This window comes from Vibrio sp. SCSIO 43135, from assembly GCF_023716665.1.
Taxonomy (GTDB): domain Bacteria; phylum Pseudomonadota; class Gammaproteobacteria; order Enterobacterales; family Vibrionaceae; genus Vibrio; species Vibrio paucivorans.
The window spans coordinates 732466-758579 of record NZ_CP071860.1 but is presented as its reverse complement, the minus strand read 5'-3'; the positions used below and the strand labels follow the sequence as shown (position 1 = coordinate 758579).

The 26114-nt window shown below is 43.9% G+C and carries 24 protein-coding genes; 14 read left to right on the top strand and 10 right to left on the bottom strand.

The window, feature by feature from the left end; translation table 11 throughout:
- Positions 1 to 33 precede the first annotated feature (33 nt).
- Positions 34 to 282: a DUF2164 domain-containing protein gene (locus J4N42_RS17740; protein ID WP_252033942.1), complete on the bottom strand. Its 249-nt coding sequence runs from the start codon at positions 280 to 282 to the stop codon at positions 34 to 36.
- Positions 283 to 538: 256 nt separating this feature from the next.
- On the opposite strand from J4N42_RS17740, the gene J4N42_RS17735 reads away from it, so the two are divergent.
- The 4 genes from J4N42_RS17735 (at position 539) to dcuC (ending at position 4840) form a co-directional block, all read left to right on the top strand.
- The gene (locus J4N42_RS17735) at positions 539 to 1174 is read left to right on the top strand and encodes a hypothetical protein (protein WP_252033940.1); all 636 of its coding nucleotides are present in this window, start codon (positions 539 to 541) and stop codon (positions 1172 to 1174) included.
- Positions 1175 to 1265: 91 nt separating this feature from the next.
- Complete coding sequence (locus J4N42_RS17730; RefSeq protein WP_252033938.1) at positions 1266 to 2054, top strand: lipase family protein; 789 nt, start codon at positions 1266 to 1268, stop codon at positions 2052 to 2054.
- 324 nt (positions 2055 to 2378) lie between these two features.
- The gene (locus J4N42_RS17725) at positions 2379 to 3173 is read left to right on the top strand and encodes an EAL domain-containing protein (protein WP_252033936.1); all 795 of its coding nucleotides are present in this window, start codon (positions 2379 to 2381) and stop codon (positions 3171 to 3173) included.
- Positions 3174 to 3472: 299 nt separating this feature from the next.
- The gene (dcuC, locus tag J4N42_RS17720; RefSeq protein ID WP_252033934.1) at positions 3473 to 4840 is read left to right on the top strand and encodes an anaerobic C4-dicarboxylate transporter DcuC; all 1368 of its coding nucleotides are present in this window, start codon (positions 3473 to 3475) and stop codon (positions 4838 to 4840) included.
- A gap of 95 nt (positions 4841 to 4935) precedes the next feature.
- Here the strand turns inward: dcuC and J4N42_RS17715 are convergent, their stop codons facing one another.
- Both J4N42_RS17715 and narQ read right to left on the bottom strand, forming a co-directional pair.
- On the bottom strand, positions 4936 to 5568 hold the full coding sequence (locus J4N42_RS17715; RefSeq protein ID WP_252033932.1) for a response regulator: 633 nt from the start codon (positions 5566 to 5568) through the stop codon (positions 4936 to 4938).
- Positions 5569 to 5583: 15 nt separating this feature from the next.
- The gene (gene narQ, locus J4N42_RS17710) at positions 5584 to 7284 is read right to left on the bottom strand and encodes a nitrate/nitrite two-component system sensor histidine kinase NarQ (RefSeq protein ID WP_252033929.1); all 1701 of its coding nucleotides are present in this window, start codon (positions 7282 to 7284) and stop codon (positions 5584 to 5586) included.
- Between the two features lie 247 nt (positions 7285 to 7531).
- Between narQ and napF the strand changes: the two genes are divergently transcribed.
- The 6 genes from napF to J4N42_RS17680 all read left to right on the top strand — a co-directional run bounded on the left by napF (position 7532) and on the right by J4N42_RS17680 (position 12109).
- Positions 7532 to 8026, top strand: coding sequence for a ferredoxin-type protein NapF (gene napF, locus J4N42_RS17705; protein WP_252033927.1), 495 nt, complete (start codon positions 7532 to 7534; stop codon positions 8024 to 8026).
- 2 nt (positions 8027 to 8028) lie between these two features.
- The gene (locus tag J4N42_RS17700; protein WP_252033925.1) at positions 8029 to 8334 is read left to right on the top strand and encodes a chaperone NapD; all 306 of its coding nucleotides are present in this window, start codon (positions 8029 to 8031) and stop codon (positions 8332 to 8334) included.
- The gene (gene napA, locus J4N42_RS17695) at positions 8331 to 10817 is read left to right on the top strand and encodes a periplasmic nitrate reductase subunit alpha (protein ID WP_252033924.1); all 2487 of its coding nucleotides are present in this window, start codon (positions 8331 to 8333) and stop codon (positions 10815 to 10817) included. Before J4N42_RS17700 ends, napA begins: the two co-directional genes overlap by 4 nt.
- 78 nt (positions 10818 to 10895) lie before the next feature.
- Positions 10896 to 11351 (top strand): nitrate reductase cytochrome c-type subunit, encoded by a 456-nt coding sequence (locus J4N42_RS17690; RefSeq protein WP_252033923.1) that lies wholly within the window; start codon positions 10896 to 10898, stop codon positions 11349 to 11351.
- Between the two features lie 29 nt (positions 11352 to 11380).
- Positions 11381 to 11959 (top strand): NapC/NirT family cytochrome c, encoded by a 579-nt coding sequence (locus tag J4N42_RS17685; protein WP_252033922.1) that lies wholly within the window; start codon positions 11381 to 11383, stop codon positions 11957 to 11959.
- A gap of 12 nt (positions 11960 to 11971) precedes the next feature.
- Positions 11972 to 12109 carry a TIGR02808 family protein gene (locus J4N42_RS17680; RefSeq protein ID WP_252033921.1) on the top strand — a complete coding sequence of 46 codons (138 nt, stop codon included), beginning with the start codon at positions 11972 to 11974 and terminating at the stop codon, positions 12107 to 12109.
- Positions 12110 to 12191: 82 nt separating this feature from the next.
- On the opposite strand, the gene galE is transcribed toward J4N42_RS17680, so the two are convergent.
- The 4 genes from galE to J4N42_RS17660 form a co-directional block, all read right to left on the bottom strand.
- Entirely contained in the window at positions 12192 to 13205 is a 1014-nt protein-coding gene (gene galE / locus J4N42_RS17675) for a UDP-glucose 4-epimerase GalE (protein WP_252033920.1), read from the bottom strand.
- A 116-nt stretch (positions 13206 to 13321) separates the two neighbouring features.
- Positions 13322 to 15295, bottom strand: a complete 1974-nt coding sequence (locus J4N42_RS17670) for a sensor domain-containing diguanylate cyclase (protein ID WP_252033919.1) — start codon at positions 15293 to 15295, stop codon at positions 13322 to 13324.
- A complete protein-coding gene (locus J4N42_RS17665; protein WP_252033918.1) occupies positions 15288 to 15797 on the bottom strand; it encodes a YfiR family protein in 510 nt (169 codons plus the stop codon). Before J4N42_RS17665 ends, J4N42_RS17670 begins: the two co-directional genes overlap by 8 nt.
- Positions 15787 to 17787 (bottom strand): TonB-dependent receptor plug domain-containing protein, encoded by a 2001-nt coding sequence (locus J4N42_RS17660; RefSeq protein ID WP_252033917.1) that lies wholly within the window; start codon positions 17785 to 17787, stop codon positions 15787 to 15789. Before J4N42_RS17660 ends, J4N42_RS17665 begins: the two co-directional genes overlap by 11 nt.
- Positions 17788 to 17959: 172 nt before the next feature.
- Here J4N42_RS17660 and J4N42_RS17655 point away from each other — a divergent pair, with 172 nt between their 5' ends.
- The 3 genes from J4N42_RS17655 (at position 17960) to J4N42_RS17645 (ending at position 20472) form a co-directional block, all read left to right on the top strand.
- Entirely contained in the window at positions 17960 to 18712 is a 753-nt protein-coding gene (locus J4N42_RS17655) for a 5-oxoprolinase subunit PxpA (protein ID WP_252033915.1), read from the top strand.
- A gap of 130 nt (positions 18713 to 18842) precedes the next feature.
- Positions 18843 to 19559: a 5-oxoprolinase subunit B family protein gene (locus J4N42_RS17650; RefSeq protein WP_252033912.1), complete on the top strand. Its 717-nt coding sequence runs from the start codon at positions 18843 to 18845 to the stop codon at positions 19557 to 19559.
- The gene (locus tag J4N42_RS17645) at positions 19546 to 20472 is read left to right on the top strand and encodes a 5-oxoprolinase subunit C family protein (RefSeq protein ID WP_252033910.1); all 927 of its coding nucleotides are present in this window, start codon (positions 19546 to 19548) and stop codon (positions 20470 to 20472) included. Before J4N42_RS17650 ends, J4N42_RS17645 begins: the two co-directional genes overlap by 14 nt.
- Positions 20473 to 20549: 77 nt before the next feature.
- Here J4N42_RS17645 and J4N42_RS17640 read toward each other — a convergent pair whose 3' ends face one another.
- The 3 genes from J4N42_RS17640 to J4N42_RS17630 form a co-directional block, all read right to left on the bottom strand.
- A complete protein-coding gene (locus J4N42_RS17640) occupies positions 20550 to 21995 on the bottom strand; it encodes an FAD-dependent oxidoreductase (protein WP_252033907.1) in 1446 nt (481 codons plus the stop codon).
- Positions 21996 to 22364: 369 nt separating this feature from the next.
- Positions 22365 to 24800 carry an ABC transporter permease gene (locus J4N42_RS17635; RefSeq protein WP_252033905.1) on the bottom strand — a complete coding sequence of 812 codons (2436 nt, stop codon included), beginning with the start codon at positions 24798 to 24800 and terminating at the stop codon, positions 22365 to 22367.
- On the bottom strand, positions 24800 to 25474 hold the full coding sequence (locus J4N42_RS17630; protein WP_252033903.1) for an ABC transporter ATP-binding protein: 675 nt from the start codon (positions 25472 to 25474) through the stop codon (positions 24800 to 24802). The genes J4N42_RS17635 and J4N42_RS17630 overlap by 1 nt, the downstream gene beginning before the upstream one ends.
- Here J4N42_RS17630 and tesA point away from each other — a divergent pair.
- Positions 25473 to 26072 (top strand): multifunctional acyl-CoA thioesterase I/protease I/lysophospholipase L1, encoded by a 600-nt coding sequence (gene tesA, locus J4N42_RS17625; protein ID WP_252033901.1) that lies wholly within the window; start codon positions 25473 to 25475, stop codon positions 26070 to 26072. The genes J4N42_RS17630 and tesA overlap by 2 nt on opposite strands.
- Positions 26073 to 26114 lie beyond the last annotated feature (42 nt).

Genomic DNA, 26114 nt, shown 5'->3' with positions numbered 1-26114 from the left:
TTGAACAACGCAAATTCGAAAGTCGATTTTGCTTCAGTATTTGCTCTCTTTGGCAATGTCATATAGCTCATCAGACACATCTAACATTTTCTTTTCTATAACTAATTGAGCATCGGCAACGCCTTTATTGTAAAAGGCTGGACCTATCTCCTTGCAAATAAAATCAAGCAAAAACTCGCCATCAAACTGGCCTAGTTCGGCATCCAGTTCGTTTTCGAAGTACTTTTGCAGTTCGTCCACAATGGCTTGTTTTTGTTGACGAGAGAATTCAATTTCTGACATATTTTGTTACTTATTAGGGAAATAGATGCATACTATTATATACACTTAAGCGGGAATCCTTCCTGAGTTCATTCGGAAAATTGAACCAGAGCCATTCAATTTCTTTATAGCCCTCCTTGATAACCCAGTTGTTTATACCGGTATTGATTTGGTGCGAAAGATCATGAAGTTAGCGTTTGCCAATTTGTAAAAAATAGAAACGTGCTAATCTGTAAGTCTTATTGAGCAGAGCGCTCAATTATATGGAGAGAAACAGTTGTTATTGGATGTTCTAATTCAAAGTGTGAATGAGTTTCAAGCTGATTGTATGAAGCTATGTGAAAAGCACTATCCGACGATTCACAACCAAGGTATGAGTGAGCACCACCTCGGACTCGCTTTTGCAAGAAGGCTAGCTAGAACACTGAATGAATTTGGTCACACCTGCGATTACAACTCACTGGAGTCCACCAAGCAAACTGACTTCCCCCATCACTATCGTGTGAGTTCTGACGTCGGAACGGTGTGGGTGTTAACATCCCACATGATTAGCGCCGGTAAAACCTGTCGACACAAGTTGATGAAAGACATTGGCCAGTGGAAATCGGAATATGGGTATGCGATTCAGCCTAATGATCTACTGCTACTTCTCACCGACCATTGGATAAGCCGCAGCAAACAGAGTCGAGAACTGCTTCACTGGTGGACAGGGCAACTGCCAGACGAAATCGATGAGTACAGTGCGCAAGGCATCAATCTGTATGAGAGTGAATCTCAGCTGAGTCAACTTCTCGAGGAACAGTATTCTTTGAGCCCTTACTTTATCAAGTTTTCTCACCCACTCAAGCGCTCTACCAACCAACAGCTAGTCCGAAAGTACATTCAGCTCTACGCTGTCATTCAATGGAACTAATTCTTCGCCAGCCACACTATTGACTGTCATACTTCGGTCATGCATTGGAGGCATGCTGGTTATTACCATGCCTCAATATGCTTGAATCGATTTGAAGACTCTTAAACGCTACCAATATGAAAAGTATGCGGTTCTGTGTAATTTGGCTTATCAACGCACCTTAAAACAAACGCGCTACGGCTTTTCACCTACCGGTCAGCGAATCATTCGTAATCGTCTTGGACAGACTTTTATTCGTATTCTATGGAATGAGCACAACGATGAAGTCATTGTGGTTATCAAAGGGTCTCATAACATTTGGGATTGGCTACTGAATTTAGCCATGTGGAAACGAAGTTGTAAGCCATTTGGTCTGAACTACTCTATTCATTTTGGCTTCCACTATTTGCTTGCTCAAGAAAGCTTACCGCATTACAACTCGGACAAGCTCGGACTGACTGTATTCGAGCGTGTTATCAAAGTGATTGAACCCTTGATATCTCACGGCAAGCGAATCACATTCACAGGACACTCATCAGGAGGTGCCATTGGGTGCGTACTGGCAGATGCAATAGAATACCGGAATCCGAAGAGTATTAAGCGGGTCGTAACGTTTGGCCAGCCTGCACTTGGTGGGCATTCATTTAAACATCACTACGCAATTAAGAACCGTACTTACTTAATATGCTGCGATCTTGATATTGTTACCTTTCTTCCCCCTCTCCCATTTTTGTATTGCCACTGTGGGAAGCAACTCTGGCTCTATAATGGAAAAATTCACGAGAATACTCCAACCTACATTAGGCTATTTCGCTCACTCTTTTCATGGGTTATCCGCCCTTTTTCCTATCATTTGATGAGCAAATACATTCGAAATAAAGACTACTTTGATGAGCGATAAAGCCTGTTCTGTGAGTTACGTCGATTACTGACAATACACACAGTACAATTTTTAGGTCTTCATGTATCAGATCAACAAATCATAAATCGGACAATGCATAGTTTAGGTAGTTAAATGTGTTTTAATTTTGGCCGGTGATGAAGCCTTGTTTCACAAAAATCAATTTAGCAATTACATTCGATAAATATTGCTAGAAATTTTTACGATGTATAATTTACCCTGTTCTGCCAAGCCAATGCGATAGCGTGATTTAATCGTTTTTAAATGCATTAACTTGAGTGACGAAATGTTAGATGTGTTTTTAATCAGGATATTTGAAGCAGTATGATCCTATCGACAAAAAATCAGTTTCAGCAGTGCCTTTCAACTAGCGAAAATGGCGAGTTCGTTGCTCAATTTAAAGACCTATTGTTAAGTAGTGTTTTTCAGCCAATCTATAATAAGTTCAACGATGTAGTCGGCGTTGAAGCATTAATACGCATATTTAATAACCGAAGCAAAACGTCCATTCGCCCCGACCAGTTTTTTCATTCATCACTCACTCCGCTGGACGATAAAATCAACGTCGAACGTTTGAGCCGCGTCATTCATATCCGCAACTTCGCCATTTCTAGTTTTGCTAACACATCACTATTTCTTAATATTCTCCCTGCTGCAGGAGAATCTTTTGCGTTGAGTGACGTGGAAACGTGCTTGCTTTCTTCAAGGCTCAAAGAGCTTCAGATAGATCGTTCTCAGTTAGTCATGGAACTATTAGAAATAGAAGAAAACAATACGTTTCAATTCAAAACCGCCATTCAAAAACTGTCCGACGCGGGGTATCAGATTGCTATTGATGATTTTGGTGTGAGTGCCTCTACGGAACAAAGGGTTAAACTTCTACAACCTAATATTATAAAGATCGACCGTTCTTTACTTGTTAAATACGTTTCCGGTGATACCTCCCCATTACTCAATGGCGTAAAAATCGCCAATGACATTAACGCAAAGGTTGTCGTCGAAGGCATTGAAACCGAAGAACAATTCCATGCAATGAAATCCCTCAATATTGATATGTATCAGGGCTATTATCTTGCCATGCCGTCACCAATCACACCGACATTAAAGTGCACTGGGTAACCACTTTGCTCTAATATCTCCTCAAACTCCCATAACTTTCAATCTTGCATTATTTCGCCTGCAATTCTTTCTAACTCTTACCAATATTCTTACCCGTTTAATTCCACATAATCAAAATCAACATCTAAACACACCCTTATTTACATAATTTATAACCAATATTTTACATATAAGTAATTTATTGTTTTAGATCATGACTCATTCGATTATGGCTCGTGCTACAAAATAGATTTATGTACATTCATTGACATAGTTTGAAACAGTTTCTTTATAACTTTTATAATTTCACGGAGATTTCTATGTTAGAGCTCTTAATTGGCTTAGTGGTCACTATTTCAGTGGGCTATTTTATCGTCAAAGGCTATAAGCCTGCCGGGGTCCTACTGACCGCAGGTGTATTGTTACTTATCATAACCGGACTGATTGGGCACACCGTTCTACCAGACAATGTTGCATCTACTGGCAATATGCTCACCGATTCGCTGGAATACGTGAAATACATGCTGCAATACCGTGGCGGTGGCTTGGGTATGCAAATCATGTTGTTGTGTGGTTTTGCCTCTTACATGACTCACATCGGCGCGAATAACGTTGTTGTAAAACAGTTTTCTAAGCCGTTGTCGGTTATCAAATCTCCATATGTGTTACTGGTTGCGGCTTATATTGTTGCGTGCTTGATGTCATTAGCTGTCAGCTCTGCAACTGGCCTTGGCGTGCTACTAATGGCAACCCTATTCCCTATGATGACAGCGATGGGTATTTCGCGTCCGGCAGCAGTCGCAGTATGTGCCTCACCAGCAGCCATTATCCTTTCACCTACCTCAGGTGATGTTGTAATTGCAGCGGAGAAATCTGGTTTAGCGCTGCATGTTTTTGCGGTCGAAACGGTTCTACCTGTTTCGATTAGCGCTATCATTGTCATGGCTGCCGCAGCATTTTTCTGGAACAAGTATCTAGATAAGAAAGACAATTCACCTATGGAACGCGTCGATGTTTCAGAGATTGAAGTTAACGCGCCGGCTTACTACGCAATCCTGCCTTTCTTACCTATCATCGGCGTGTTTGTATTCAATGGTGAAACGATTGAAGGCCTTTATCTAGACATTTATACCATTGTGGTACTTTCAATCTTCATTGGTGCACTGGTAGATTTCATTACTAAGCGATTTGATGGACAGAAAACCATCGAAGATCTCGAAGCATGTTACCAAGGAATGGCTGACGCATTTAAAGGCGTTGTTATGCTGTTAGTAGCGGCTGGTGTATTTGCCCAAGGTTTGATGTCCGTTGGAGCGATTGATAACTTACTTCACCTTGCCGAAACAGCAGGCGCAGGTGGTATTGCACTAATGCTTATTTTGACTGGTCTTACCGTTGCCGCTGCAATTGCTACTGGTTCGGGTAACGCACCATTCTATGCTTTTGTGGAGCTTGCACCTTCTCTTGCCGCTAAGATGGGTTTGAATCCAGCGTTTTTAATCATTCCTATGCTACAAGCATCGAATCTAGGTCGTACTATTTCTCCAGTATCCGGTGTAATAGTAGCAACCTCTGGTATGGCTAAGATCAGCCCATTTGAAGTGGTTAAACGAACTTCGGTGCCTGTTATTTGCGGATTGGCGACTGTTATCCTTGGTACACTGGTACTTGTCCCAATGGCTGCCTAGTTTGATGCCAAGCTAGAACTGCATACAAGTAAAAGAAAAAGCTCCTTTTTAAGGAGCTTTTTTATATGCCAATACCTGTGTTCATAAATAGCGGTTTATTTAATGTCGCCATACCTTTCAAGATATAAAACTGTCGCAGCGGTTCTTGAAGGGACTTGAAGCTTTTTAAGTAAACTCTTCATGTGCACTTTCACTGTGGATTCAGAGATAAATAAACGGTCTGCGATTTGTTTATTCCTGAAGCCTTTTGCTACTTCTTGAAGGATCTGGGTTTCACGTTCCGTCAGTGTTTCGAATACATCTTCATGATCTTGACGTTCAGTTAAGTACTTCGCTACTTCCTGGCTATACGCTTTTGCACCAGTGGTTGCTTGCTTTAACAGCTCAACCAACTCGTCTGGCTCGGTATCTTTCAGAAGGTAACCATCCGCACCAGCGCGCACGATTGCTTCAATATCGGCGCTGTTGTCCGAAACGGTAAGAATCACGATTGCAGCTGTCGCGCCGTCTGCGCGCAACGCTTTCAATGTATCCAGACCAGACATACCCTTCATGTTCAAATCAAGCAGTATTAGATCTGGCTCTACTTCGTGAGCCTTTGCAATCGCATCTGCACCATTACTTGCTTCAGCTATAACTTCAAATTCATCTTCAAAGTCGAGTAATTGGCTGATCCCTCTTCTCATCAGAGGATGATCATCCACAAGCATTACTTTACATTCTGTCAAAATTTACGCCCTTTATTAATCTCGTCGGTATTCTAACGTAACTTTACAGCCTTCGTCGTGAGAAGAATCAATACGCAGCTCTCCTTTCAGCCTAGCGGCTCTCTCCTGCATTATACTCATTCCGTAGTGATTAATCTTCTCGCCAGATCGCTCAAATCCAATTCCATCATCAGAAATTTGTACTGTGACGATGCCGTTACTTTCAGCACAAGACACTTCAATCTTGGTTGCTTGTGCGTGTTTAATTGCATTTATTGTCGCTTCACGGATTAGTTGCAATAAGTGGACTTGCTGATGCGCGTCCAAATCCGTGGTCGATAATTCATTGTTAAGTGTAATTTCCGCAGTAGTTTGGTCATCCAGTTGATCCAACATTTCATGCAGCGCTTGACCAAAGCTTCCTTCTTTAATCGCCAATCGGAAAGTGGTGAGCAACTCACGTAATTGGGTATAAGCCGAGGACAGCCCGGTATCAATTTCAGAAATCACCCGCTCTGCTTTCGGTGTGTTATCACTTTCAGGCAGCTTCTTCATCGCTTTCTTAAGCAGCGATACTTGAATCTTCAAATAAGAAAGAGACTGAGCAAGCGAATCATGCAGTTCACGCGCTATCGTCGCACGCTCTTCCATTAGAATTAACTGCTCTGCCTGACGCTGTGCTTGGTTATAGTAGATTGCACGCGACAGAATGTGCACAAAGTTATCGAGAAGCGCTTGATCCGGACACGGCAGCCCACACTGCAGATGCAGGTATCCCAAATGTTGATTGTCGAGCGTCAGGGCTCGCGATGTAAACTCGTCACCTTTGGGTTCGCCCCAAACTAGCATCGAGTTTGGTTCACCGAATTCATCAATTTCAAGCTTAGCTGCTATCACGCCTTCTAAGCTGACAACCTGCTTCAATATCGCCTCAAAATTGTCTTGGGTAATTCTCGCCGCGGTAAGCTCTTGAGACGATTTATACAGCACTTCTAATGAGTGATTCGCATGCTGAAGTTTATGCGTTTTCTCGTTGACCGCTTTTTCTAGCCCACGATATAGTTTGCCGAGATCAGACGCCATATGATTAAAAGTACGCGCTAAAATACCCATTTCGCTGTTACTGCTGGTATCGAGCTCAACATCAAATGAACGAGAGGTAATCTGTTCACTGGCAATCACCAACGCTTGGAGCGGCTTGACCACTTCTCTTCGCACAAAGTGGACAACGTAAACAGCCAATAGCAAAATCGCACCTAGACCAATGCCACCAACCCAAGCTAATTTAATCAGTTTAAGTTCGGAGAACTCCTGTAGCTTGTATACAAACGCATCAATTTGGGAAACAAACCCAGCAACCAACTCTAGATAGTGGTCGTTGTTGGGGCTCTGTAACACGTCTTTGAGTTCATGCCATCGTATGATGAGAAGATAGTAATCGTTAGTGATGTCGTCAGGAACCGTCCAGTTCTGCAACGCTTTCATCGACGGAGAATAAATAGAACGCTCAAATAGCTCGATGTGCTCCGAATAATCAACAGAGCTAATCTGAATGTCATGTGCGAGGCGATAGCTCTGCATTCGCATTGAACCAGCAATATTCACTGCTTCGGCATCGTTAAGGCTCGATGCTAAGGTAATGATTGCAAAGCTAGTAGTAGCGATCGACAGCAGTACAATCAAAGACATTGCTTTCGCGATGGTGCGTGTTACCGACCGTTTAACACTCTTCAACAAAACTCTCTCCCAGTGATTATTGTTAACTTATTTTCTTCGTGAGCGAGTCCATTATCTGTCAACTATATCAATATGTGATCACTCTCGACGGAATTTATTGATCTAAAACAAAAATACCCCCTCATTACCCCCTTGGGGGTATTTATTGAAATGTGTCAAAAACTAAAATTTATGTAAGCATAAATGAAAGATTATTAATAATAATAAGCTACTCTTAAGTAGTAATTCTCAATAGTTAGGTGAAGTAGTGGTAGACCTTTCAAGAAGACGCCTGTTTAAAAGAAAAGTTGTTAACAGCGACCAGCTCTGCCTACCCTGGGTTAAAGACCCAAGCCACTTTACTAACGATTGCACTCGCTGTGGCAAGTGCGTTGAGAATTGCGAAACCAACATAATTGTTAATGGCGATGGCGGCTTTCCTACCATCGATTTTTCAATTGGTGAGTGTACATTTTGTTACCAATGTGCGATTGCATGCCCGGAGTCACTTTTTAAACAAGAAGATACGGCACCTTGGCAATCAGTAGCTACTATTAATAACAAGTGCTTATCACAGCAGAATATTGAATGCCGTAGCTGTGGTGATATGTGCGATTCAATGGCAATACAGTTTAAGTTGGAGGTGGGTAAAGTTGCCCAACCCCATATAAATCTAGATGAGTGTAATGGTTGTGGCGCCTGTGTAGCAGTCTGCCCTACTTCATCCATCGATGTGAGCAATTTTAATAATAACGAGAGATAACTATGGCACTAAATGAAGTGCACATTTCGAGTTTAGTGGTGCATGTTTCGCCAGAGCACTTAACTGAAATCAAAACTCAAATAGAAACATTCGATTGTACTGAGATTTACGGTGATAGCCCTGAAGGCAAGATCGTGGTTGTTCTTGAGACAGAAAACCAAGGTTTTGTAACGGATACCATCGATGCTATCAACAATCTTCCAAATGTTCTGAGCACAGTATTGGTTTACCACCAAATCGAAACTGACTTAGACGATACGGATATAGACACTGGAACTAACCATTCCCAAATTGAGGGTGAAGTATGAAAATGACAAGACGTGCGTTTGTGAAAGCAAACGCAGCAGCATCAGCAGCTGCAGTCGCGGGCGTTACACTGCCAGCATCTGCAACCAATCTGATTGCTAGCTCCGACCAAACAAAAATCACGTGGGACAAAGCACCTTGTCGTTTTTGTGGTACTGGCTGTTCAGTATTAGTTGGTACTCAAAACGGTAAAGTAGTAGCAACTCAAGGTGATCCAGAAGCGCCAGTGAACAAAGGCCTAAACTGTATCAAGGGCTACTTCTTGTCGAAAATCATGTACGGTAAAGACCGTCTTGAAACGCCAATGCTTCGTATGAAAGATGGCAAGTACGACAAAAACGGCGACTTCACTCCTGTATCTTGGGACGTAGCATTCGACACCATGGCTGAAAAGTGGAAAGAAGCACTTAAAAAGCAAGGTCCTTCTGGCGTAGGTATGTTCGGTTCAGGTCAATGGACCGTTATGGAAGGCTACGCAGCCGCTAAAATGATGAAAGCCGGTCTGCGCTCAAACAACATTGACCCTAACGCTCGCCACTGTATGGCATCAGCGGTAGTTGGTTTTATGCGTTCGTTTGGTATTGATGAACCAATGGGCTGTTACGATGACTTCGAGCACGCTGATTCATTCGTGCTATGGGGTTCAAACATGGCAGAAATGCACCCAGTATTATGGACTCGCATCACTGACCGTCGTCTAAGCCACCCTCATGTTAAAGTAAACGTACTGTCTACGTTCTATCATCGTTCTTTCGAATTGGCGGACGAAGGTTACATCTTCGAACCACAAACAGACCTAGCGATTGCGAACTACATCGCAAACTACATCATCCAAAATGATGCGGTAAACTGGGACTTCGTGAACAAGCACACGACATTCAAGCAAGCAACAACCGATATCGGTTACGGCCTGCGTGATGACAATCCTATTCAGATGAAAGCGAAAAACCCTAACTCGGGTGACATGAGCAGCATTTCATTTGAAGAATACAAAAAATCAGTTGCACCATACGACGCTAAGATGACATCTGAGCTTTCAGGTGTTTCTGAAGATAAACTTTTAGAGTTAGCTAAGCAGTACGCAGATCCTAACACTAAGGTAATGTCACTATGGACTATGGGTACTAACCAGCACACTCGTGGTGTTTGGGTTAACAGCCTGATTTACAACCTACACCTTCTAACTGGTAAGATTTCTACTCCGGGTAACAGCCCATTCTCACTAACCGGTCAACCTTCAGCATGTGGTACAGCACGTGAAGTTGGTACGTTTGCTCACCGTCTGCCTGCAGATATGGTTGTTGCAAACCCTAAACACCGTAAAGTAGCAGAGAAAATTTGGAACATTCCAGATGGCGTTATCCCACCGAAACCAGGTTACCACGCTGTACTTCAAGACCGCATGCTAAAAGACGGTAAGCTAAACGCTTATTGGGTAATGTGTAACAACAACATGCAAGCTGGTCCAAACATTAACGAAGAGCGTCTGCCAGGTTATCGTAACCCTGAAAACTTCATCGTTTGTTCTGACCCATACCCAACAGCAACAGCGCAAGCTGCTGACCTTGTTCTTCCAACTGCAATGTGGATTGAAAAAGAAGGTGCTTACGGTAACGCAGAACGTCGTACTCAAGCTTGGTACCAACAAGTTGGCACCGTTGGTGAAGCGAAGTCAGACTTATGGCAAATCATGGAGTTCTCTAAGCGCTTCAAGATGGAAGAAGTTTGGACTGAAGAGATGCTAGCAAAAGCACCTCAGTACCGCGGTAAAACTATGTATGACATGCTGTTCAAAAACGGTCAGGTTGATAAGTTCCCTATCGAAGAAGCTCGTGAGCTTAACGATGATGCTCACCACTTTGGCTACTATGTACAAAAAGGTCTATTCGAAGAATACGCGACCTTCGGACGTGGTAAAGCACACGATTTGGCACCTTATGATGTATACCACCAAGTACGCGGTCTACGCTGGCCTGTTGTTGATGGTAAAGAAACACTTTGGCGCTACAAAGAAGGTTCTGATCCATATGCTAAGAAAGGCTCAGGCTGGGATTTCTACGGTAAACCAGACGGCAAAGCATTCATTATTTCTGCTCCATATGAAGCGCCACCAGAGTCTCCGGATGAAGAGTTTGACATGTGGCTATGTACCGGCCGTGTTCTGGAGCACTGGCATACAGGTACTATGACTCGCCGTGTGCCAGAACTGTACAAAGCGGTTCCTGATGCATTGTGTTACATCCACCCTGCTGATGCGAAAGCGAAAGGCCTACGCCGTGGTGACGAAGTTCTTATAGAGAACAAGCGTGGTGAAGTTCGCGTACGTGTTGAAACACGCGGTCGAAACCGTCCACCTCAAGGGTTGGTATTCGTACCATTCTTTGATGCACGAATCCTGATTAACAAACTGATCTTAGATACCGATCCTCTGTCTAAACAGACAGACTTCAAGAAGTGTCCGGTGAAGATCACTAAAGTTTCTTAATTACTTACGGAATCAAGCTGGCAGCCTGTTTTTCAGGCTGCCAAATCAAAGAATTAGCCATAAGGCGGAGAATTTAACATGAAAAAACTGATTACAGCGCTTTTGTCAGTTGGTGTTCTACTAACAGGTGTAGCCCAAGCTGAATTGGACAACCCTGGTGGTATCGGTGGGCTTGAATCACTGCGTGGTGCAAGTGAGCTTGAAACCACTCGTCCAGCTGATGATTTTAAAAAGTTCCCACGTGAACAAGCACTAGATAGCAGCTACGTTTACCAGCCACCTCTTATTCCACACAACATCCGTGGCTACGAGGTATCTCTAAACGCGAACAAATGTCTAGCTTGTCATAGCTGGAAAAACGCGAAAGAAATGGGTGCAACTAAGATCAGCGTTACCCACTACGTAAACCGCGAAGACGCCGTACTAGCTGATATGTCGCCGCGCCGTTACTTCTGTCTACAATGTCACGTTCCTCAAGCTAATGCTCAACCGCTTGTTGAAAATGAATTCAAGAGTGTAGATTCACTTAAATAAGTGACTAGCGAGTAAATAAGAGGCGATCTATGAAATTATTGAAAGCGTTTTGGAAAAGGCTAACAAGCCCAAGTAAAGCTGCCGTAGGTGTAGTTTTATTTATGGGTTTCGCTGGTGGTCTTCTATTCTGGGGGGCATTCAACACGGGTATGGAAGCAACTAACACAGAAGAATTCTGTTCTGGTTGTCACGCACCTATTGTTGCTGAAATCCAAGAGACCATCCACTACTCTAACCGTTCAGGTGTTCGTGCTATCTGTTCTGACTGTCACGTACCACATGAGTGGACAGACAAAATTGTTCGTAAGGTACAAGCATCAAAAGAGCTATTTGCACACTTTATAACGAAGACAATCGACACTCCGGAGAAATTCCAAGAGCGTCGCGCTCACTTGGCCGAGCGAGAATGGGCTCGTTTGAAGAACAACGATTCCTTAGAATGTCGTAACTGTCATGAGTTTGAGTTTATGGACTTCTCAGAGCAAAGCACACGTAGCTCTAAGCAACACTCTACAGCGCTAGCATCTGGTGAGAAAACATGTGTAGACTGTCACAAAGGTATCGCGCATAAACTACCAGACATGCACGGCGTTGAAGGCTGGCAATAAGGAGAACAGACAATGAGTACATTAGAATCCGTTATCTGGCATATCCTTGGCTACAGCGCAATGCCAGTCATAATACTCGGTGGCTTTGCCGGTGTCGCAGTTGTGTCACTTTGGCTGCTGTCACTAGGTAAAGACAAAGAAGTTGAATAAATAAAGCATCACAATTTTGCCTATTTTGTACGATGCAAAAAAGCCACCGATTCGGTGGCTTTTCTTTTATCAAGATTTAAATTTAGCCTGGGTATCCGTCTGGATTGTTAGATTGCCAGCGCCACGTATCTTCTGTCATCTCGTTAAGCGTACGCTCCGCTTTCCATCCTAGATCGTTAATTGCCTTAGAAGGATCAGCCCAACATTCAGCGATATCCCCTGCTCTTCGCTCCACCAGCTTATAAGGCACAGGCTTACCAGAAGCGGCTTCAAATGCTTTGACCATTTCCAGTACGCTATAGCCGTTACCAGTGCCTAAGTTGTAGATATGCAGCCCAGATTTATTACCTACTTTCTCCAACGCAGCAACATGACCATCGGATAAGTCCATAACGTGGATATAGTCACGTACGCCAGTACCGTCTTTAGTTGGGTAATCGCTGCCAAACACAGATAAGAACTCACGTCTGCCAACAGCGACTTGAGATACAAATGGCATCAAGTTGTTTGGGATTCCTTGAGGATCCTCCCCAAGTTCACCACTAGGATGAGAACCTACTGGGTTGAAATAACGCAGTAGCGTAATGCTCCAGTCTGAGTTAGCCTTTTGAAAATCCGTCAAGCACTCTTCAACCATAAGTTTACTGCGTCCATATGGGTTAGTCGCACTGGTAGGAAAGTCTTCAGTAATAGGCACTGACGCAGGGTCACCGTATACCGTTGCAGATGAACTGAATACCAATGTTTTTACCCCGGCTTCACGCATAGCGTCAACTAGCACAAGCGTACCATTGACGTTGTTATCGTAATACTCTAGAGGCTTTTCTACCGACTCGCCTACCGCTTTAAGGCCAGCAAAATGAATGACGCTCTCAATAGCGTTATCTTTCAAAGCTGATGTCAGTAAGCCTTTGTCACGGATATCGCCTTCAATAAACTTTGGACGCACACCTGCTACTTTTTCAATTCTATCCAGAACCGTATTCTTACTGTTATAGAGGTTGTCCAAGATAATAGGCGTCATTCCTGCTTGGATCATTTGAATACAAGTGTGGCTTCCGATATATCCCATACCACCGGTAACTAAAACATTCATTGTTTCTAACCTTCTGATAAATTTTGGAAATTGTACCTAACTATAGATAAACCTCAATCCACAAAATGAGATTGTTCGTCAATTTCTTTGCGCAGAATGTCAATTTATTAAATCTATTAACCAGTACGCAATTTACTGTGCACAACATAGCGACCTTTCCCAGATGACTTCGCTTGGTACATCGCTGTGTCTGCCGCTTTCATAATTTCATCTTGAGATTCACTGCCACCCGTAATATGGTAGCCACCAATACTCGCACCAACACGCAGTACACGGCCTTTATAAATTATCTCTTTTTCCATTAAGCTTAGCAGCCTTACCGCGCAGTCCTCTAAGCTATCGACATCACACGAGCGCAACACCAAAACAAACTCATCCCCAGACAGTCTTGCAACTAAATCTTGGCTTTGAACTTGGGAAAGCAAACGTTCGGCTACTTGCTTCAAGACTTCATCGCCGGCATCGTGGCCATAGGTATCATTGACTTGCTTAAAGCCATCGAGATCTAAGTATAGAAGGCCAACACCCTCTTCGATGCAGTATTGTGGCGAAAGTATCTCATCCATAACACGGTTCAACTGCGCTCTATTGGCTAGACCTGTTAGTAAATCGTGATGAGCCAAATATTCGAGGCGTTCCATCTCTTTCATATTAGAAAGATCAGACAAAATAAGTACGTAATCGTAGACGCTATCACCTTCTTCAGTCGCGATTCGGTTTACTTTGACAAACATCGGAATCGCTTGGCCTGAGGAGTGCTTTTCCCAAATTTCTCCTTGCCATTGGCCAAAGTTGTCTACTGACTCAATAATCGTCGGCATCAAAGTACCAAATTGGCGCCACTCCAATACATCAGACGGTCGCTTATTCATCAACTGCTCTTGTGAATATCCAAGTAACTTTGCTACCGCTGGGTTAGTCATGGTGATCACACCATCTTGATTAAGTACAACTAATCCATCTTGGCTGTTTTCAAATACTCCGGCCGCGAGTTTTTGACGTTTAAGCGCCGCTTCAACTACAGTCACATCTCTGATTGCAAACAAGAATTGGTCTTGGCGTGACAGCTTCCTACAGCTCACTTTAAGAAGCTGTTTATCACTGAATACATTGGTGAATACCAACAATTCATCGTCAAACTCTTTACCCGTTTTGACCGCATCTAATAGTAAGTGATACTTGTCCGTATTGAGTATTTCTAGGAAGTTGGCGCCTTTCAGGTAGGCAGGTGTGCACTTAAACACTTCATTACTCGCAGCATTGCTGTGCAGGATATTTCCACTGCTATCAACAACAACTAATGCATGGCGAACCGCTTCGACCACTTCGTTAACAAAGAATTTTTCTTGCTCTAGCTTATCTAAGGTATACGCAACTTGCTGATCACGTTGACCAATTTTATCTAGCATGTGATTAAACGCGTTCACTAGATCGCCTATCTCGTCGCTTGAAGAAGCGGACAGTCTCGTGCTTTGAGTCTTACGCTCATTAAATGACTGGATGGCTTGGTTCAACGCATAAACCGGATCGAGTATAAACTTTTGCGCCATTAAATAGAGCGTTGCTGAGGAGATCACCAATAAGCCTAAAAACAACATAGCGTTATTGACAGTGCGATCGTAAATTTTTGAAAACGACGACTTAGAGACAACAACCCTTAATTTAGCAATCACCTCACCTTCGACTAAGATAGGGACCAGCAAAAATAGATGCTTATCGCCCATTGAGTAACCTTGTTTAACAATCTCGGCACGCTGAGTTGCATTCGGAATGGGCGCACTTGCGTCTCTGCGTTCATACATAGAGAAAAGCTGGCCATCAGCAGTGTACAGCTTCACTCGTAAGATCTGTTCATCGGCAGAAAATGCTGAAAGAACTTCTTTAGCACCCAAACTATCGTTAAACAAAATTGCAGCTTGCAAGTTATAGGCAACACCGTTCGCTAGTACTTTAGTTCGCTCGACGAGTACATCTTTTTGCTCTGAGTGGCTCGATACAAAACTATAAAGCTGTGACACAAAGAAAATTACGACACTAAATAGAATTATCGGAGTGAGCAGTTTACTTCGTAAGGAGAAAGTACTAATCATCTTGGCTGCCCCCTTCGATAATTGAAATTCGTAACAGGCTGGATGAAATCGAGTAGCTGCCGATATTATCTATATTAATCTTAGGTTTGATTCGGCCTTCACTCGGCACAAGTGCGATAACGCCTCCTCGCTCCGTAAAGCGTTTTGAATCACTTATCGTCACCATCGAATCACTATGAGTGATGTCTTGAGACAAAAGGCTCTTTTTTGAAACGAACAACACATTACACTTTTCACTAATGCCGGGATATAAAGCGAGCGGCATCGAGCGAATGGTCTTCCCTTGAATAATGACGTCAAGTAATCGGGCGATTTGCTGATCTCCTTCAACACAAAAATTCAGTGATGTCATCGACGCCTCATCGGGCCAATTAATGAAATTAGCAATTCTAAATACATAAACTGCCAATACTTCTTCTGGTTTATAGGCGGCATGGAGATGCCCTGGAACCGCTACGCACACCATTAGAATCATTGCGATATAAATGCGCTTAAAATTCATAGGATACTCTCAGGTAAGCCAGTTGCTCTTGTGTATACCTCATCCAATCTTGAGTATATCCTTCCTTTTCTCCTAGATTTTTGACGATCGCTTCAAACAAGGGGGCATGCGAATGTTTTTGCCACGCTAGCCTTAGATCAACGGCGATAAAATTAGGTACTTGTTCATACTGCTGCGCATACTCAATTTCTTGAGCTCGAATTAAGAAGTCGAATTGCCATTGTGGATTAATGTCGAACAGCCCCTGCACTGTAGCCAGATGTTGATGTTCAACGGTATATAAGTTTTTAGATTCTCCCGTCGAATATTGACCACCGTCCCATTCTCCCTGAGCAGAGAAGTAGGTGTATGTACCAAATACCTTAAACCAATCTCTTACTGGCCACTGAGCCGCTAGCTCTAGTCCATGACTGTCTAGCGAATAGTCATCTGTTGTCACATTCACATCTACCTGATAGTAGTCTGGGTGGTAACCAATGAAATCCTGGCCTCTTACATTGTCATGTTGACTGTAAAATACGGTAGCATCGAGCTCCAATCCCGCTGACAAGTAGCGATAACCTAGTTCATAGGTCGTCACAATTTCTGGTGACATATCAGGTTGAGGATAATATCCCGCAATCCAATAGGCGTCCCCTTGAGGGTAGTTATTAAAATAGTACGAATTCGTTTCAATATAGGACGGTGCCGTGGCACTGCGACCAATTCCAGCCCAGAATGATTGGTTGTCCGATACTTGATACAAAGCACGAGCTTGAGGCGAGAGTTCAAATGCGCTGGTATGTTCGAAGTACTCACCTTTTATACCAAAAACAGTTTTGAATGATTCGGTCCAGAATTTGTCCGATTGAATGTACGCGCTAGCTATACTGTCACGAGTCGAATCACCGCTGAACGCTCGAATAAAATAATCAATATTATTGAAGTCCACATCGGAAATCTCAGAACCAAAATCAATCGCCACGTATCGATAAGCAAATCCGTACGACACAATTTGGGTTGGTTCCAGATCTTGGACAAAATTGGCTTCTATATCGAATGTTGTGTATGTGCCCGGCGCGTCCAATGCCTCATCTTTATTGGTTTCAAGCGCAATCATACTGTTGGCATGAACAGACTCTGATAGTTCGTGCTCAGTATTGAGCTGAACATAAGCCGAGTGACTGGCAACGTCACCCTCCGAGCTTGTTAGCCCTTGCGACTGGCCATTTTCATATTGAACCTGATAAAAGGTTCGGTCGTATTTAGATTGCTCTCCACCAAATCGTAGTGTCCACTGTTCCTCATTTTCTAGCACTACACCAGCCGACTCTCTTAACCAATGTTGTGCGTCACTTGAAAAATCACGTTTCTCATCTCTTCGCTTATAAAACGCTCTGCCCGTCACTGATTCATTAAGCTGTAAACCATGTCGAACGCTCGTAATATAATCACCATTGTCTGCAAATGCCCCTTTTACGAACGTTCCTAACGTATCTTGCGTCGACTTGGTGATGATATTAATGACGCCATTAACTGCATTTCCTCCCCACATCGCCCCACCTGGGCCACGCAGTACTTCAATGCGGTCTATATCCGGCAATATATAGTCAACATCGGACCAATAGACCCCGCCATAAACTGGGCTGAATAAGCTACGTCCATCTATCATGACTAGCATTTTATTGTACAAGCCGTCATGAAACCCACGGGACGAAACCATGGGCTCTGTTTGAGAAAACATAGAAACATTGAGGCCAGGGACTAACGCCAGTGCTTGAGCTATCGTTGTGGCACCGCTACGTTGAATACGGTCGCTTTCGAGTACATAAACGGACGATGGAATATCGGTCAGCTGCTGAGAGTATTTTGACGCTGTCTGCATCTCAATTTGAAGTAAAGAAAGTTCTTCTAAGCTCATTGACATGAGATGCTCTAAGGCACTCTCTTCAGCCAGAACTGGGCGGGAAACTAGAGAAAGAAAAAGAGACGTTAACAACGTGTATTTCATACAGCACTCTCGTAATATTAGTGAGTACTATTATTCCATTTATTGATAGAAATATACATACAGCATGATAGGTCTATATACCAAAACCCGCTAAATGATGAATTCGATCACTGTTTATATTTAACAATGATAAATATTACACTGATTACACATGGAACACGTGGATACACTGATGAAGAAACGAACAATCACATTAAACTGCGATATGGGCGAGAGCTACGGCTCTTGGAAAATGGGTTTAGATGAAGACGTTATCCCATTTATAGACATGAGCAACATCGCTTGTGGTTTCCACGCCTCAGACCCCCACATCATGAGCCATACCATCGATTTAGCCATCAAGCACAATGTCATGATTGGTGCTCACCCGAGCTACCCAGACCTACATGGTTTTGGTCGTCGTTCTATGGCGTTTTCGGCCAGTGAATTGGGAGAGATTTTGATTTATCAGATTGGTGCGCTCAAAGCGTTATGTGAGAGCAAAAACACCGAGCTTAGCTACGTAAAACCTCATGGTGCTTTGTATAACGATATGATGAGAGACCAAGAGATTTTTGCCGCTGTCGCCGATGCAGTGTCCTGCTTTAATGTGCCATTAATGATGCTTGCAACTCAAGACAACCAAGCATTTCTCGACATTGCAGAAAGGTACGATCTCCCACTGATCTTTGAAGCATTTGCCGACAGAGCCTATCTCGCTAATGGCATGCTTGCTCCGCGTTCAGAAAAAGGAGCGGTTCTTGGCAATGAAGAGGATATTCTTAATCAAATAAAACAGCTAGTCAGCTATGGCAAGGTCACCACCTTAGATGGCTTTGTTATCCCTATAGAGGCAGACACAATATGTGTTCACGGTGATAACCAAGAAGCTATCGCCCTAATTGAAAATATCGCGCAGACTATCGACAACCTAAGCCAACGCTAGCTCGTTGTTTTACCGATAGATCTTACTTTACAGATAGTTATTACTTTGCAGTCAGTACTGCGCTCTCAATAACAACGGTGCTTTAAAACCACATAAACGTTATAGAATCAAATGAACGTTGGAGTATCAAATGGATTTTGAATTCACTCTCGAACCAATCGCCGAATGTTCAACTCTGGTGTGCTTTAACAGTACTCCGTCACCTGCCCTTTCATTGCATATCGCTCAAGTCAGCAAAGCCATACATGACGAGCTTGACACGCTCGTCATGAACGTTACGCCTTCTTACCACACCATTTTGGTGGATTACTTACCTCACCGTGTCAACGTTTTCGAATTTCATGCACGTCTAGAAAGCGTCATCAAACATACTCAGGTTAATTTAGATGCGAGTCTCGCTCCCATCATTGAGTTACCTGTCTACTACGATATTGACGTCGGACCCGATATCCCGTTGTATCAAGCTAAGGGAATTGCAATAGAAGATCTCATAGAGGCTCATACCTCCGTTAGCTACACCGTTTCTGCTGTTGGATTCGCGCCAGGGTTTGCGTTTCTAACCAGCGTTGCTGAGTCGTTACAGCTTCCACGTAAAAGCAGCCCTAGATTACGGGTTCCGAAAGGCAGCGTTGCGATCGCCGATAATCAAACGGCTGTTTACCCAAATCTATCTCCAGGTGGATGGAATATCATTGGTAACTGCCCTATCGACTTATATGATCCCAATAATTCCCCTATGACACCTTTCGAAATTGGGGCTCAAGTCCAGTTTCGCTCGATCAGCAAACAAGAATTCACTTCTTTGGGTGGCGTGATTTCATCGGAGGTGTTCAATGAGCTATCTTAACGTCATCAAACCCGGACAACTTAGCTTAATTCAAGATTTCGGCCGCTATGGGCATAGCCAATCAGGTGTGACACAAGGTGGTCCTGTAGATGATTACGCCTATAGCTGGGCCAATCATCTGCTTTCTAACCCTATCAATAGCTCGACGCTGGAAATCACCTTGGGGCAAGCCGAGTTTAAGGCCCAAGGCGACTGTGAACTTGCTATAGCTGGAGGAAACTTAAACGCTAAATTAGACGGTCGAACGATCCCTAACTGGAGTAACTTCTGTGTGCGTAAAGGACAAACCCTTACCTTCGGCTTACCATCCAATGGCCTTCGAGCCTATTTGGCCGTAAAGGGAGGCTTTAACGTGCTTCCTCAGCTTGGAAGCACGGCAACCGTAGTGCGTGAGAACTTGGGAGGCTTAGAGCAACAGGGGTTAAGATTACAAGCGGGAGACCAGCTCTCATTTAACTCACACAATTTAAGCAAGCAAAGCGTACAAACAACCTTTCGTTATCAGCCCAACTACAATTTACCGCTGCAACTGAGAGTGATAGAAAGCTACCAAAACGAGTTATTTTCAGAATCAGCTCAGCAGTCGATTTATCAACAGACGTTCCAAGTCAGTCAGCATATCGATCGGATGGGTTATCGTTTAACGGGCGGGAGCATTACTCCGCCTAGTAATGGTGTGATTAGCGAAGGGATTGCACTTGGCTCAATCCAAATACCGCCAAATGGAGAGCCAATTATATTGCTCAATGACAGGCAGACTATTGGCGGATATCCTAAATTTGGCTGCGTCGCGCGTATCGACCTGCCTAGACTCGCTCAAGCAAAACCTGGACAAGAAGTGCAATTTGTAAAAGGTGATTTACTTGGATTGCAAACCGTTTGGGCTAAATGGGCCCGATTTTTTGGCTATTAGAGTCTGTTGAGCATACAGATAATACAAAGGGGAAGCATTTGCTCCCCCTTTGTTTATTCAAGCAAATCAATTCGGTTCTATCTCTCACCTATCACAATAGCCAACTGCTTTGGATATCCGCGACTTATAGCTAACTCACAAGCTAAGGTTTCAACTTGCTCTTCGGTCAGCGACATACTTAGAGGGTGTAGCTGCTCAATATTCTCAGGTTGATAATCTTCAACCAAACTCCAATGTTCAATGATCTTAGAAGCTGCTTCTAATGCCGACGACCCTTTAACCACTTCCATTCGAGCATAATTTTCGTTTTCAAATGTCACATCCGCAGCCCGCAGCGTTTCATCTCGACCTGGGATTTGTTGTGCACCGTATAACGGCTTGCCCGCCACTTTTGCTGAATCAAAGCTTGGGACATATCGAGCCACATGCTCTATCGCCCGTTCTGTGCGTAATTGAACAACATCTGGCTGCCAACCTTTTTCTAACTTGTTGGTCAGAACTTCAGGTAACTTAGGATGAGAAGATTGGTAACAAGACGACACGAGTCCGCCTTCAAAAAGGGTAATATCTTCGGTCATGCCATGGAGTTGGAACACACCATCAGCATAGGGAGTTAACTGGGCCATCCCATTTGGTGTCCCTCTTTCACCATGGAAGATCACTTCTGGCCACTGGGCTTGTCCATTTCCCCATTGAGTCACATAAGCGGCCTTGAATTCAACCAAGCGAGAGCGAGGTAGCTCCGCGCTATCGTCGACCTGGCCTGTTTGATAACCACAAGCGTTAATCAAATATTCCGCATGAAGCTCTTTCACATCACCTTGGGAGTCTTTGTACGTGAGCACCCAGCATTCATCTTTTCGCTGCGCCCGCAATAAGGTGCTATTGAGCATCAGTCGACTGCATTTTGACTGCTGAATCGTAAGCGTTGCACTGGCCGCCAAGCGAAAGACACTCCAGCCATATTCATTAACGGCAACAACGGGATATTTAATAGAGTCTAAGTCTACCGATTTAGCAAAAGGTATAAGCCATTGCTCAAAAGATGTTGGCGTATCAGGTTGAGACTGACCTGCGAGCAACTCAAGCTCTTCACGCTCGAATAATCGATAATACTGCTTAGGGTCACCCAGCACTTGATTTTTGGGGTCTTGGTCTACTAGCGTTTGATAGCTACTTGTAATGCGTTTTAGGCGCGGAACTAACTCTTTCGGGCAACCCGTGTCAGTATGAGGCACCGCAATGACGGTAGGCCTCTTATTAATAGTATGGGGAAACAAACGAACGGAAGCGATGGACTGCTCTAGTAACTCGATGCATTGCTGTTCTGATATCTCGCGATACAGATTGCCACCAGCGTGAAGATGGCAGATTGGTGGGCCATTGACTAGCCCAGGGCCTTTTTCCAACAGAGCAACATCAATTCCCAATTCACCTAAGTGAACTGCAGCTGTTGCTCCCGAAACACCACCACCAATGATGGCAATTTTTACAGATTGTGACGCAGATTCGTGTGTTTTCATTTCAAACGCTATGCTTTTATTCTGCCAGCATTTTAAAGCCAAACACCTCGTATGAAAATCACATTTTTTGAGTGGGATTTTAGTGGTGATCTGCGTGCTAGAATCAAGGTTTTCATACAAGTTATTAACACGTAGCAAGGCATACAGAATCTTTATGCCGTTTTAATGAAAATTAGCTAAAAAAGATTGAAAAAACTCTTGACTCATTAATCCCCGAATCTGAATTTTTACTCTGTGTGAATAACAAAAATTGCTGCAGCCAAAGCAGCATGTGGGCTGCGCCTCGATACCAAGTTATCTACAGGGTAAGTTATCCAAAACTTTATCCACTGTTTTTGTGGATAACTGAATATCGAGGCACTCCCAGTTTTAGCTAAACGCTTTATTGATAGGGGTTAGCAGCTTATTTATCAAACTATTAACAACCAAGAAAAGTGTGCAAAAAGCAACCACAGGGAGCAATAACCATAACCAAATATGTATCTGTGGATCGAGCTCAAAACCGAATTTCATGATACTTGCCACAACGATTTCCGCCCCTAAACTCGCAACTAAACTCGCCGTTAGAGCCATGATTCCATATTCAGCCCAGATGGTTGTACTTATCCGCTTTCTACTTGCTCCAAGAGTACGATACAACCTGACTTCCTGTTGACGCTGACTCAAGTTCAACCGCAATAATGTGAAGATCAAAAGCAATCCAGCAACACCCGATAGCCCAGCAAGCACCGTAATAGACAATACAATATTGGCGAGCAAGTCTCTGATCTTGTCCCCCATCCTTCTAATGTCCATCAAACTCACTGTTGGAAAATCTCGCGAAAGCTTAGAAATCAAGTCATTATGGGTATCATCTAATCGGAAACTCACCAGATAAGAAGCTGGGAAATTCGCCAAAACATCAGGAGTAAAAATAAAGTAGAAGTTTGGTTTCATCTCTCGCCATTCCACCGCTCGGATGGTGTTGACTTCCGCGGTATAGGTTTGAGAGGCGATGGAAAACTCTAATTTATCCCCAATTTTCAAGCCAAGCGCTTGTGCAACTTCGCTTTCAACTGATACACCGTTGGTCTGTGTCCAATTACCTTCTAGTGTTTCATTGTACTTAGGTAGCGTATCCGCCCAAGTAAAGTTCAACTCGCGCCTTAGCGCGTCTGTTTTTTCCTCAGCGCCATCAACTTGCTTTGCAGGCTCATCGTTCACCTTAGTCAAGCGTCCGCGAATAATTGGGAAGGCTTCAGAGCGTTCGATATTGTTTTCATCTAATACGTTCAAATATTGCTGCTGCTCATAGTCCGCAATATTCAACGCAAAAGCGTTAGGCGCGTTTTCTGGCAATGTCTGCTGCCAGTCTGAAAGAAGATCGGTACGAATTAACCAAATCGTCGCGATAAGCATCAACGAAAGCCCTAGCGCCCCGAATTGAAACCCTGTCGCAACGGGTGAACGGTTGATACGGCTCAACGCCAGTTTCATGGATACGCCAACCGGTGCCTTGGCTAACAATCGATTGATTAATACACCACATACAGCCAATACAGCGAACAAAGTGACAACACCAAACAGCACCATCCAAACCATTTGATTGTCGCCATACGCAAATCCTAAAGCAGCGATGGGTAAGGCAATAAGCCATAGTGACTTTTTGCTGCTACCTGTTACCTGCTGAGCTTGCATCACATTGGCAGCACTGACATTAAGTAATCCCATCAATGGAATACTCAGCGCTGGCAAAGCAATCACAACACTGGTACCAATCGCAAGAACAAAAGGATAAATGCCGTAACTCGGAAGCGGATCAGGAAGGAGGTCAACTAACGGGATCCTCAACAAAAACTCTAAACCGACTCCTATTAGTGAGCCGACTACCGCTGAAGTCACAAACAGTAAGGCAACCTGAGTAACAAGCCAGCGCTGCAGCCAACGTTTTGTCGCACCAAGACTTTTTAACATCGCGATAGTCGTACGACGGGTAGAAACATAATGCTGACAAGTAAGAACTAGTGTGGTTGCTGCCATGAGCACGACAATAGCGACACTTAAAGACAAATACTGTTGAGTCTGCGTAAAGACTTCGTTAGTGCGGCTACCACTATTTTCATCACGCCAGCGATCGCTCGGTTGAAGTTCTATCTCTGACTTTAATGCGTCAATAGCCGCAGCATCGCCATTTATGAACAAGCGGTATTGGACACGGCTTCCCATCTGAATAGCCCCTGTTTTATCCACATCTTGCTGATGAATAAAAACGGTAGGCATTTGTTGGAATGGGTTGAAGCTCATCCCTGGCTCTTCTGCAATACGACCAGAAACAGTGAAGTCAGCATTACCAATGGACAGCGTTTGTCCCACTTCGGTATTTAACTGCGCAAACAAGCGCTCATCCAGCCAGAGCTCCCCGGGCTTTATGTTGGATTGAGCCCCCTCATCGCCCACTAACACCATCTCGCCTTGCAGTGGATAATTGCTTTCGATCGCTTTAACCATAACAAGCTGCATACCTTGGTCACTGAATGCCATGGTTGAAAAGCGAGTATAGTTCGAGGTATCGAGACTTCTCTGCTGAGTCAGTGTCGTTAGATCCTGTGGCAACGGATTTGAAGAAACAAAGACGCTATCAGCGGTGAGAGCTTGCTTTCCCTGAGTAACAACAACTTGCTCCAATCGATTGGCTAGAGCACTAAGTGCAAACACTGAAGCAATAATAAGAACAAGTGCTAACGCAACGGGCCATAACTGCCCTTCTTTAATTTCTCGGAAGCTCCATTGGAGCATCTTCAGGTTGTGTGTTTGTTGGCCTTTCATTAGGACTCCTCCACACCACCAGATTTCAAATGAACGGTTCGGTCACAACGCTGCGCCAGCGACAAGTCGTGTGTAACCAACACTAATGTTGTTCCGTGATTCTTGTTCAGCTCAAACAACAGTTCAACGACTCTCGCGGCTGTCTGTTGATCAAGATTGCCTGTCGGCTCATCAGCAAACAACACGCTAGGTTCAATCATAAACGCACGCGCCAACGCGACACGCTGCTGCTCACCACCAGACAGTTGTGCGGGCGAATGATCGACCCTGTCAGCCAAGCCCACATCCGCTAAAAGTTTAAGTGCGCGCTCTCGATTCTCTTCTTCGCCTTTAAGCAAACATGGTAACGTCACGTTTTCTAATGCGGATAAACTTGGGATCAAAAGAAAGCTTTGAAATACAAACCCTACTGACTCGCTTCGGATCTGAGCACGTTGCTCATCAGACATGGTTGCAAGCGAATGACCAAGTAGCTCTACGCTACCATGGCTCGGTACATCGAGCCCTGCCAATAAAGTCATCAGCGTTGATTTCCCAGCGCCTGATGTACCCACTATCGCAACGCTTTCGCCTTGCTTGATATCTAGGCTTACATCGTTAAGGATTGTTAATTGCTCTTGTTTAGTAGAGACTACTTTCGATAATGATTCAGCTTTAATAACGGATGTTTGCATGATTCGATTACTTTCCTTCGTATTCGCTTTGTTTGTGTCTAGCTACGCCAGTAGTACCACATTATTAATTTTGGGTGATAGCCTGAGTGCGGGATATCAAATGCCGATCGCTCAAGCGTGGCCTTCATTGCTGCCTGAAGAACTGGCAAAACAAAATAAAACCGTTGATGTCGTTAATGCCAGTATATCAGGTGACACAACGGGTAATGGGTTATCTCGCTTACCCTCGTTATTGCAAGAACATCGACCGTCTTACGTACTTATCGAGCTCGGTGCTAACGACGGCTTACGTGGTTTTCCGCCCAACATTGTTGAGAAGAACTTATCAGCAATGATTGCACAAGCGAAAGCCTCTGGCGCGACACCAATTCTGATGCAAATCAGAGTGCCACCTAACTACGGTAACCGTTATAGCGATGCGTTTTTCGACATCTATCCGACAGTCGCCCAAAAAGACGGTGTGAGCCTAATCCCTTTCTTTCTCGAACAAGTGATAATCAAACCAGAATGGATGATGTCTGATGGTCTGCATCCAAAACCAGAAGCTCAGCCGTTCATTGCAGAGTATGTGGCAGGTCACCTAGTTAAGCATCTCTGATTTTACTGCCCTAGCTCAATAAAATTTACCTTGCTTTACGTT